Raw genomic sequence first — 10,383 nt, 5'->3', positions numbered from 1 at the left:
GACCATCTCCGAGCGTGAATCGCCGGACAAGTATCGGCGCAAGCTCGCAGCAGAAATGGCGACGGCGACGGTCGATGCCGACGGTCGTCTTTCGGTCGGCAGTGGCGACAACCTGGTGCAGGCCGCAGCGAACATCCGTGGCATCGCCCGCTTCATCTCCACGCTCGACCAGGTCACCGACATGCTGGTCGACGGCGTGCCGCCGGACAGCATCGCGGTGATCGACGACTCCGGCGGCACCTTGACCGCGCCGATCCTCGAAGACTTCAAGGCGGTCATCTGCCTGGGCGGCACGGTGCGCTCGCATCTCGGCATCCTGACGCGCGAGTACGGCATCCCCTGCTTCATGAACTGCCAGATCGGTCCGGCGTTGAAGGATGGCGATCCGGTGGAAATGGAGATCAGCGCGCCAGCGGTATCCGGCAGCGATTACGAAGCCGGCAGCGCACGCCGCGCGCAGGTCTGGAAGCTGCCGGCATGAACAGGCTCGACTACCCGGCACTGCTGAACGCGAACGAACTGATCCGCAAGATCTCGGACACCACCTACTGGCTGTGCATCACCCGCACCGTGCAGGAATCCAAGCTGTTCCCGGTGCCGTCGTACATGCTGCTTTCGTATCTCAACGCCTTCTATCGCTGGCCGACGATGCTGCGCAAGGCGGAAGCGGTGATGCCTGCGGAAGCCTTCGGCGACCGCGCGCGCGAGACCAGCCTCAAGCTCAACACCGTCAACACCGCCTGGTGCATTCCGGCGTTCTACATGCTGGGCCGCGAGCTGCTGATGACCATGGGCCTGTTGAAGGCCGAGGACGCGGCCGAGGACGTGGCCTATGTCATGGACTTCACGCGCCGCTTCAACCTCGCCTACCACCGCAACGATGCGCATCTGACCAACAAGGATTTCGGCGACCGCAGTCAGTTGCTCCCGGAACGCACTCTGCAGGTGTTCGAGGCCGATCTGTTCGAAGTCACCGAAGGCGATCGCCTGCACAGTGCTGCGACGCAGCTGATCTCGCAGCTGTCGCAGTACGCCTTCCTGGTCCACTGCGAATGCCGCATCGGCATCCACAACAGCGGCCCCTACGACTTCGGCACTCGCGACGGCCACAAGCGGCAACTGCTGGTACGCGATTTCACCGACCTCGCTGAAGGCGATTTCCCGTGGATGGACGGCATCGCCACCGATCTGCCGTTCAACAACCTGAGCATTCCGGTCGTCCTCAAGAACACCAACTTCAATCTCGTCGATGACTGGGCCTCGTTCGAATCGGAACCGCAGTACGCCACCGCGAATGTCGTCGCGGTCGGCCTGTACACCTCCGATGCGCTGACCGAAGGTTATCTGCCGGTCGGCATGGGCAGCGCGGACGAACTGGCGCAGACCATGGAGCGCTATCGCGAGATCCTGCGCCAGGCCACGGCGGATCTGTGGAAGCGCATCGCCGGCTGGTCGCGCGAGCAGATGATCGATGCCGGCGCGCTGGTCTACTACTCGGTGCCCAAGGAGTTTGCGCACCTCGCCGGCATCTACGATCCGGCCGACTGGTTCACGCTCGATCCGCGTGCGGCGCGCTTCAAGCCGATGCTCAACGACGAATACGGCCGCGACGCGCTCGGCGAGATGGTCGGCCTGATGTCGTATCCGAGCCAGGCCGCCAGCGAGTACGTGATGGCGCGCACCTCCAATGGCGCACGCCACATGATGAGCGGCGTGCCGTATTCGGTGCTCGGCGGCGGCGACTACAGGCCGACCATGGGGCCATCGCTGCCGGGCACCAGCAGCCTGCCGGCGAAGACCGGTGCCTACACCACCAGTCGCGGTCGCCTGAGTCTCGCCGACTACAACGCGGCCGCGGCCGCCTTCACGCCGAAGCTGAACACCGCGCCATGGCGCTGGCTCGACGAGGAATGGCTCAAGTACCACCACCGCGAGCCGCAGGCCGATGCGCTGTACGGCTTGAGCCAGCAGCAGTCGCGAACCCTGCGCGGCAAGGGCGCGGCGCTGAAGCGCGCCGATCTCGACGCCCTGCGCGACGGCAAACCATAAGGAACGACCCGTGGAAATCGGAGACCTGATCCACCGTGCTGCACAGGCCTATGGCGATGACATCGCCCTGGTCGACGCCGAACGGCAGATGAGCTTCAAGGAGCTCGATGCGGCCACCGACCGAGTCGGTCACGGCCTGCTGGCGCGTGGCTTGAAACCGGGCGATCGGGTGGCCGTGCTGCTGCCGCAGAACGTCGAATCTGTGGTCGCCTACTACGCCCTGGCCAAGGCCGGGCTGGTGCGGGTGCCGCTAAACAGTCGAGAGACCCGTGCCGACCACGACTACAAGATCGCCGACTCTGGTGCGGTGGCGCTGCTCCGGGAAGCCGAGGGCGGCCCGGAAGCCGAGCAGATCGTCAGCCTGGCTGCACTGCGCAAGATGGCCGCGACACCGCATACCGCGCCCTGCCGAGTGCCTCGCGCGCTCGATGGCCTGTATCGCCTCGCCTACACCGGCGGAACCACCGGCAAGCCCAAGGGCGTGATGCTGACCACCAACATCGAGCTGGCCGAGATCGCCAACTTCCTGGCCGACGTGCTGCCGGACATCCGCCGTGGCGACACCATGCTGCACGGCGCGCCGGTGACGCACGGCAGCGGCGGCTTCCTGCTGCCGCATCTGATGCGCGGCGCGCGCAACCTGATCCTGCCGAAGTTCGATCCCGAGCAGTTCATCGATACGATGGAGCGCGAACAGGCGACGGCGACCTTCCTGGTGCCGACGATGATCTCGATGCTGCTCGATCAACCGAGCCTTGCGACGCGCAAGCTGGCGCTGCGGCGACTGGTCTACGGCGCGGCACCGATCGCGCCGACCGTGCTGCAGCGCGGGCTCGAAGTGCTCGGCAAGGTCTTCGTGCAGATCTACGGCCAGGCCGAGGCGCCGATGTGCATCAGCTGCCTGCAGCCCGAGGATCACGACCGGCTCGGCTCTGCGGGACGCGCCTACTCGCTGGTCGGCCTGCGCATCGGCGACGAGCAGGGCTGCGAGCTGCCGGTCGGCGAAACCGGCGAAGTGCTCGCTCGCGGCACCTGCATGATGAGCAGCTACTGGCAGCGCCCCGAGGAAACCACCGCCAAGTTCACCGCCGATGGCTGGCTGCGTACTGGCGACATGGGTTACCTCGATGCCGATGCTTTCCTCTACCTCGTCGATCGCAAGAACGATCTGATCATCAGCGGTGGCTTCAACGTCTATCCGCGTGAAGTCGAGGACGTGCTGCTCGCCCATCCGCAGGTTTCGGAAGCGGCGGTCGTCGGTCTGCCGGACGAGCGCTGGGGCGATCGCGTCCACGCAGTGGTGTCGCTGCGGGCGCCGGTCAGCGAAGCGGACCTGCTGGCCTTCTGCGCCGAACGCCTGGCTGGCTACAAGCGGCCGCGCGGCGTCAGCGTGCTCAAGGAATTGCCGAAGAGTGCGGTCGGCAAGATCCTGCGCCGCGAAGCGCGGCTGAGAGTCCTCGAACAACACGCGCAGGAAGTCACCTCATGAGCTTCGACGCCCTGCATCTGCTGGCACTGCGCCGCAAGGCCGATCTCGCCAGCCTGGTCCAGGCCGGCGGCATCGATGGCGCGGTGCTGGAAGCGGCCCTCGCGCCGGCGATCGCCGATGGCCGGGTGATCCAGGCCCGTGGTCTCTACGTGCTGGCGCCAGCTGGCGCGGCGTGGTTGCAGTCGCAGTATCCGCAGGTGTTCGCCGCTACCCGTGCCGACAGCGTGCTGGCTGCCGAATACCAGCGCTTCGAACTCATCAACCGCGAGCTGAAGACGCTGATCACGCAGTGGCAGACGCTCGAGGTCGGCGGCAAGCCGGTGCTCAACGATCACTCCAATGCCGATCACGACGCGCGCATCCTCGATCGCCTTGCAGCGCTGCACGAACGCGCCGAAGCGCAGATCGCGTGCATGGCAGCTCGCTTGCCGCGACTCGGCCGCTATGCCCTGCGCCTGAGCGAAGCGCTGGATCGCGCCGAGGCCGGCGAACTCGACTGGGTCAGCAGCATCCGCTGCGACTCGTACCACACGGTCTGGTTCGAGATGCATGAAGACCTGCTGCGCCTTCTCGACAAGCGGCGGGAAGAATGAACGGCAAATGGACGCACTGGCTGGCCGACGCCGCAGCACCCGCGCGCGCGCAGATCGGTGGCAAGGCCTGGAGCCTGGCGCAGATGGCCGCGCTCGGCCTGAACGTGCCGCCGGCCTTCGTGGTCACCACCGCAGCCTGCACGGCCTGGTTCGAAGGCGGACGGGCCTGGCCTGAAGGACTGGAGCAGGAACTCGCCGACGGCATCGCCTTGCTCGAACGTGCCACCGGCCGCAGCTTCGGTGGCAGCGAGCGCGCGCTGCTGGTGTCGGTGCGCTCCGGTGCCGCGATCAGCATGCCGGGGATGATGGACACCGTGCTGAACCTCGGCATCAACGATGAAGCCGAGCGCGCGCTGGCCAGCGAATCCGGCAGCGCCGGCTTCGCTGCCGATACCCATCGCCGCTTCTGCGAGCTGTACGGCCGCATCGTGCTGAAGGCTACGCCGATGGAGCATGCGAACGCCGAGACGCTGCGCGCAGCAGTACTCGCCGAAGTGGGTGAGGCCATTCCCCGGCAGCCCGTCGAGCAGCTGAAGCGAGCCGTGATGGCGGTGTTCGATTCCAGTCGTTCGCGCCGCGCGCTCACCTATCGCAAGCATCAGGGCCTGCCGGCCGACTTGCCGACCGCGGTGACCATCCAGGCGATGGTGTTCGGCAATCTCGATGGCGATTCGGGCACCGGCGTGATGTTCTCGCGCAATCCCTTGAGCGGCGAGCGCCTGCCCTACGGCGAATACCTGCCCCATGCCCAGGGCGAGGACGTGGTCTCCGGCACCCGCACGCCGGAGCCGCTGGACAGCTTGCGCAGGCAGTTCCCGCAGCTGCATGCGCAGTTGCTGGCCGGCGCGGAAACGCTGGAGCGCGCCGAGCGCGACATGCAGGACATCGAGTTCACCGTCGAGCGTGGTCGCCTCTATTTCCTGCAGTCGCGCTCGGCGAAACGCTCGCCGGAAGCCGCGATCCGCACTGCCGTCGACTTCGCCGACGAAGGCTTGATCACACGGGCGCAGGCGCTGTCGCGGGTCAAGGCCGAGCAGATCGATGCGGTGTTGCGGCCACGCCTGGTCGAAACACAGGCGCGCGACGCGCTGGTGCTGGCGCGTGGCGAACCGGCCAGCCCGGGCATCGCCGCCGGGTTGGTCGTCGACGACTGCGATCACTGCGAGCGACTGGAACTCAGCGGTCAGCCCGCGGTGCTGTGCCGCGCCACGACCAGCCCCGAAGACGTGCACGGCATGATCGCTTCGGCCGCCGTGATCACCGAACAGGGCGGCTCCACTTCTCACGCCGCCGTCGTCGGCCGCCAGCTCGGCAAGCCCTGCGTGGTCGGCTGCGGCGACGGCACGCTGGCCTTGCTGCGCGGCCGCATGGTCACCGTCGACGGCGATCGCGGCCTGATCTACGACGGCCTGCTGGCCACCGAGATCCCGAGTGAAACCGATCATCCCTGGCTGGCCCGTCTCGCCGCCTGGACCGAAGGCCGGCCGCTGCGCGCAGCACTGGCCGCCGCGCAGCCATGAACCACCACCATCATCAGCGGGAGCCAGGCCATGGCCTTGAGTGAAAGCGAAATCCTGCGGGTACTCGACATGTTCGACCGCTCCAGCTGGAGCGAGATGCTGCTGCAGAGCGGCAGCATGAAACTGCTGATCTCCAAGACCGGGCGCGTGCAGAGCCAGCCGCCCACCGCAACGGCGCTGCAGCCTGCGCCTGCTGCTGCACCAGTTCCTGCGGCTAGCGCTGCCCCGCCCGCAGCAGCGGCAGCGGTACCTGCGATCGACCCGTGCTGGATTGCAGTCAAGGCGCCGATGCTCGGCCACTTCTATGCGGCACCGAAACCGGGTGCTCCACCGTTCGTGACGCTGGGTCAGATGGTCACCGCCGAGGACACGATCGCGATCCTCGAAGTGATGAAGCTGATGAACCACGTCAAGGCCGGTGTCGCCGGGAAGATCGCGCGCATCGCCGTGGCCGATGGCGACCTGGTCGAGTTCGAGCAGGCGCTGATCTACATTCAGCCGGCATGATCGCGAAGCGCATCCGCCGGGTGTTCATCGCCAATCGTGGCGAGATCGCGGTGCGCGTGGTGCGCGCCTGCCGTGCGCTCGGCATCGAGTGCGTGGTCGGCGTCTCGTCGGCGGATCGCGACACGCTGGCCGCCAGACTCGCCGACCGCGCGATCTGCATCGGGCCGCCGATGGCGCGCGACAGCTACCTGCAGGTGCCGACCATCATCACCGCCGCCAAGGGCACTGGCTGCGATGCGCTCCATCCCGGCTATGGCTTCCTGTCCGAGCGTCCGGCGCTGGCTGAAGCCTGTGTCGCCAACGATCTGACCTTCATCGGCCCGAGCGCCGCTGCGATGCGTGCAGCCGGCGACAAGATCGAGGCGCGCAAGCGTGCCGAGCAGATCGGTGTGCCGCTGGCCGCCGGTTCTCGCGAGATCGAAACCGTCGACGAGGCGCGGCAGATCGCCGAGCGGGTCGGCTATCCGGTGCTGCTCAAGGCGTCGGCTGGCGGTGGCGGCCGCGGCATGCGCGTGGCGCGCGATGCCCACGAGATCGGCGAGCGCTTCGAGCAGGCATCCAGCGAAGCGCTGGAGGCTTTCGGCGATGGCCGGCTGTTCCTCGAACGCTTCGTCAAGCGGGCGCGGCACATCGAAGTACAGGTGCTCGGTGACAGCCACGGCAACGTCGTGCATCTGCATGAGCGCGATTGTTCGGTGCAGCGCCGGCACCAGAAGATCATCGAGGAAGCACCAGCGCCGGACCTACCCGAAGCCACCCGCCAGGGCCTGCTCGATGCCGCGCTGCGCTTCGCTCGCAGCATCGGCTACAGCAGCGCCGGCACCGTCGAGTTCCTCTACGACACCGCTGGCGATCGCTACTACTTCCTGGAAATGAACACCCGCATCCAGGTCGAGCATCCGGTGACCGAAGCGATCACCGGCATCGATCTGGTTGTCGAGCAGATCCGCATCGCCGAAGGTGCGCCGTTGTCTTTTGCGCAGGCCGATGTCAAGGTTCGTGGCCATGCGATCGAATGCCGGATCAATGTCGAAGATGCCGATCGCGACTTCATGCCCTCGCCCGGTCGCATCACGCGCTGGGAGTTGCCGGTCGGCGATGGCATCCGCATCGACAGTCACGGCTACGCCGGCTATCGGGTGCCGCCGTACTACGACTCGCTGCTCGCCAAGCTGATCTGCGCCGGCGCCGATCGCGGCGCCGCGATCACGCAGACCCTTGCAGCGCTCGACCGGATCGCCATCGAAGGCGTGCACACCAATCTGTCGTTCCACCGATTCGTGCTGTCGCATGCCGATTTCGCTGCCATGCGGGTATCGACGCGCTGGATCGAAAACACCGGTATGAGCCAATACCTCGAACACCGCAGGAGCCAAGCATGAGCCGCACCATCCGCTTCATCGACCAGACCCTGCGTGACGGCCAGCAGAGCTGGTGGGGCATGCGCATGCCCGCCGCGATCTCGCTGGCCCTGGCGCCGGACCTCGACCGCGCCGGCTATGACGAGCTCGACATCACCGGCTCCTCGCTGTTCGAGATCCAGGTCAAACACTGCAAGGAAGACCCCTGGGAGAACCTGCGCCTGCTGTCGGCGGCGATGCCGCGCACCAAGCTGCGCGCCGGCACGCGCTCGAACGGCATCGTCACCTTCAACCTGACGCCGGATGTGGTGATGGACTTGTGGATCCAGCGGCTGGCCGCGAACGGCATCCGCTCGTTCTGGATCTACGACGGCCTGTTCAACATCGACAAGATCAGCCGCCTCGCCAAGGTCGCGAAAGCGGCCGGCTGCGAAGCGGTGCCGACGATGCTGTTCAGCTCCAGCCCGTACCACACCGATGCCTACTACGCGGAGCGCGCCAAGGAACTGGCGGCGCTCGATGTCGATGGCATCGAGATCGAGGATGCCAGCGGCGTGCTGACGCCGGAGCGCACCCGCAGCCTGTGCAAGGTGGTCAAGAAGGCGATCGGCAGGAAGCGGCTGGAACTCCATTTCCACAACAACACCGGCCTGGCGCCGCTCAACTACATCGAGGGGCTCGAGCAAGGGGCGGACACCATCCACACCATCTGCCGGCCGCTGGCCAATGGCGTGGCGCATCCGTCCACCGAAGCGATGCTGCGCAACATCGCAGCGAAGGGCTGGAACTCGACCGTGAACCTGGAAACCGTCGAGCGTGTCTCCGACAAGCTGCGCGCGATCGCCGAACAGGAAGGGTTGCCGATCGGCCAGCCGGCCGAGTACGACCTGTTCCACTACGAACATCAGTTGCCCGGCGGCATGACAGGCACCCTGAAGAACCAGCTCAAGGATCGCGGCATCGAAACCAGCCTGCCGGCGATCCTTGAAGAGATTGCGACGATCCGCCACGAGTTGGGTTACCCGGTGATGGCGACACCGTTCTCGCAACTGATCGGCACGCAGGCGGTGATGAACCTGATGACGCCGGGCGAGCGCTACAAGTTCGCGCCGGACGAGATCATCACCTATGTGCTCGGCCATTACGGCAAGCCGGTGGGGCCGCTGGACGAGAACGTCAGGGATCGCATCCTGTCGACACCGCGCGCCAAGGATTTCATCAACTGGACGCCATCCCAGCCTTCGCTCGAAGAGCTAAGGAAGGATTTCGGCAAGGTCTCCGATGACGAACTGATCCTGCGCCTGCTGGTGCCGGAGAAAGACATCGCCGCGATGCGCGCCGCCGGCCCGCCGAAGCGCGATTACGTGATCCGCGGAAAGGACAGCGCCGCCGTCGCGCTGATCGAGAAGCTGATGAACCGGACCTCCGGCACCCAGATCGAATTCGCCAACGGTGATTTCTCGCTGCAACTCGGCAGGACCACCTCATGAGCGCCAGCCCGAACAAGCGCCGCGCCGGTGAAGTGATGGGCGGCGCCTTCGTTGCCGATCCGCGTCCGGTGGTCGAAGGCCAGCAAGTGCTCGGCGCTCGCTGTGCAAGCTGCGGCTACACCACGGCGCCTGCCGCGCCCTGGTGCCCGGCCTGTCAGAGCCGCGATCAGCAGCGCGTCGCGTTCGGCCCGCTCGGCACGGTCTGGTCCTCGACCTTGGTGCAGATTCCGGTCGGCCGCTGGAAGCCGCCGTATGCGCTGGCCTATGTCGATCTCGACGACGGCCCGCGCGTGCTCGCCCATCTCGCTGCACCGGCGATGCTGAAAGCCGGCAGCCGCGTCCGCATCATCGGCGCCGACGAAGGCGGCGACCTGATGGTAACCAGCGAGAGCGCGACATGAGCAACCGTCATCCCGTCGTGATCCGTGGCGTCGGCACGTCCGACTACGGCCGCTTCCCAGAACGGCGAGTCGAATCGCTGGCCTGGGACGCGATCCTCGAAGCGATGCAGGACGCCGGCACCGAAGCCGCGGAGATCGACGCCGTGTTCGTCGGCAGCGTGTTCGGCCCGCCCGGCATCGCCACGCGCACCCTGCGCGGCATCGGCATCGGCGGCGTGCCGGTGCTGACCATCGAAGCAGCCTGCGCCAGTGGCACGGCGGCTTATCACGAGGCGGTCGAAGCGGTGGCCGGCGGGCGCTACCAGTGCGTGCTGGTGTTCGGTATCGAGCATCTGTCCTCGCTGTTCACCAGCGGCGCGATCGTGCCCGAAGCGACCGATCCCGAAGGCCGCGCCGGCCTGCCGTTGCCCGGCCTCTATGCGCTGCAGGCGCAGCGCTACATCGACCTGTACGGCGCCACGCCGGAGCAGTTCGCCGAGGTCGCCGTGAAGAACAAGAGCAATGGCACGCGCAACCCGCGCGCCCAGTTGCGCGGCAGCGCGCCGACCGTCGACGAAGTGTTGAGTTCGAGGATGATCGCCGAGCCGCTGACATTCCTGCAGTGCTGCCCGGTCAGCGATGGCGCCGGCGCGATGGTCATCAGCCGGCCGCGGGGCCGCGCTGGCGAAGTGCGGGTGCTGGCGTCGGCGATGTCGTCCGGGCGTCTCTGGGATCATCGATCGAACGAATTCTGGGGCGAAGGCCCGGTGCGCGCCGCCGCGCAGATGGCTTATGCGCAGGCTGGCATCCGGCCATCCGAGGTCGACGTCATCGAAGTGCATGACTCGTTCACCATCGGCGAAATCGGGGTCATCTGGTTGAAGAAGGAAAAAGCGGCGGTTTGGGATTCCTTCAAAATCAATGGCTTACAAGTGTTTTTTGTATAATTGCGTTTATTAACAATGACTTATGGTAGGCCTCAAAATGGCCCTTC

At 66.5% G+C, this 10,383-nt stretch carries 10 protein-coding genes; all 10 read left to right on the top strand.

The window, feature by feature from the left end; genetic code table 11:
- Nucleotides 1–481: PEP-utilizing enzyme (locus QZY06_RS10735; protein WP_295683937.1), on the top strand; the 481-nt coding region annotated here is incomplete at its 5' end.
- Nucleotides 478–2,049 carry a hypothetical protein gene (locus QZY06_RS10730; protein WP_295683934.1) on the top strand — a complete coding sequence of 524 codons (1,572 nt, stop codon included), beginning with the start codon at nt 478–480 and terminating at the stop codon, nt 2,047–2,049. The genes QZY06_RS10735 and QZY06_RS10730, both read left to right, overlap by 4 nt.
- A gap of 10 nt (nt 2,050–2,059) precedes the next feature.
- The gene (locus QZY06_RS10725) at nt 2,060–3,538 is read left to right on the top strand and encodes a class I adenylate-forming enzyme family protein (protein WP_295683931.1); all 1,479 of its coding nucleotides are present in this window, start codon (nt 2,060–2,062) and stop codon (nt 3,536–3,538) included.
- Entirely contained in the window at nt 3,535–4,131 is a 597-nt protein-coding gene (locus tag QZY06_RS10720) for a hypothetical protein (RefSeq protein WP_295683928.1), read from the top strand. The genes QZY06_RS10725 and QZY06_RS10720 overlap by 4 nt, the downstream gene beginning before the upstream one ends.
- Nucleotides 4,128–5,651, top strand: a complete 1,524-nt coding sequence (locus QZY06_RS10715) for a pyruvate, phosphate dikinase (protein ID WP_295683925.1) — start codon at nt 4,128–4,130, stop codon at nt 5,649–5,651. The genes QZY06_RS10720 and QZY06_RS10715 overlap by 4 nt, the downstream gene beginning before the upstream one ends.
- A 30-nt stretch (nt 5,652–5,681) precedes the next feature.
- Nucleotides 5,682–6,158 carry an acetyl-CoA carboxylase biotin carboxyl carrier protein gene (accB, locus tag QZY06_RS10710; protein WP_295683922.1) on the top strand — a complete coding sequence of 159 codons (477 nt, stop codon included), beginning with the start codon at nt 5,682–5,684 and terminating at the stop codon, nt 6,156–6,158.
- Nucleotides 6,155–7,540: an acetyl/propionyl/methylcrotonyl-CoA carboxylase subunit alpha gene (locus QZY06_RS10705; RefSeq protein WP_295683920.1), complete on the top strand. Its 1,386-nt coding sequence runs from the start codon at nt 6,155–6,157 to the stop codon at nt 7,538–7,540. The genes accB and QZY06_RS10705 overlap by 4 nt, the downstream gene beginning before the upstream one ends.
- Complete coding sequence (locus tag QZY06_RS10700) at nt 7,537–9,009, top strand: hypothetical protein (protein WP_295683917.1); 1,473 nt, start codon at nt 7,537–7,539, stop codon at nt 9,007–9,009. Before QZY06_RS10705 ends, QZY06_RS10700 begins: the two co-directional genes overlap by 4 nt.
- On the top strand, nt 9,006–9,410 hold the full coding sequence (locus QZY06_RS10695; protein WP_295683914.1) for an OB-fold domain-containing protein: 405 nt from the start codon (nt 9,006–9,008) through the stop codon (nt 9,408–9,410). The genes QZY06_RS10700 and QZY06_RS10695 overlap by 4 nt, the downstream gene beginning before the upstream one ends.
- Nucleotides 9,407–10,336, top strand: a complete 930-nt coding sequence (locus QZY06_RS10690; RefSeq protein ID WP_295683911.1) for a thiolase family protein — start codon at nt 9,407–9,409, stop codon at nt 10,334–10,336. The genes QZY06_RS10695 and QZY06_RS10690 overlap by 4 nt, the downstream gene beginning before the upstream one ends.
- The last annotated feature ends 47 nt before the right edge of the window (nt 10,337–10,383 follow it).

Source organism: uncultured Nevskia sp. (genome assembly GCF_903885465.1).
Taxonomy (GTDB): Bacteria; Pseudomonadota; Gammaproteobacteria; order Nevskiales; family Nevskiaceae; genus Nevskia.
The sequence above is the reverse complement of the archived record's forward strand: the minus strand, read 5'-3'. Positions and strand labels throughout refer to the sequence as shown.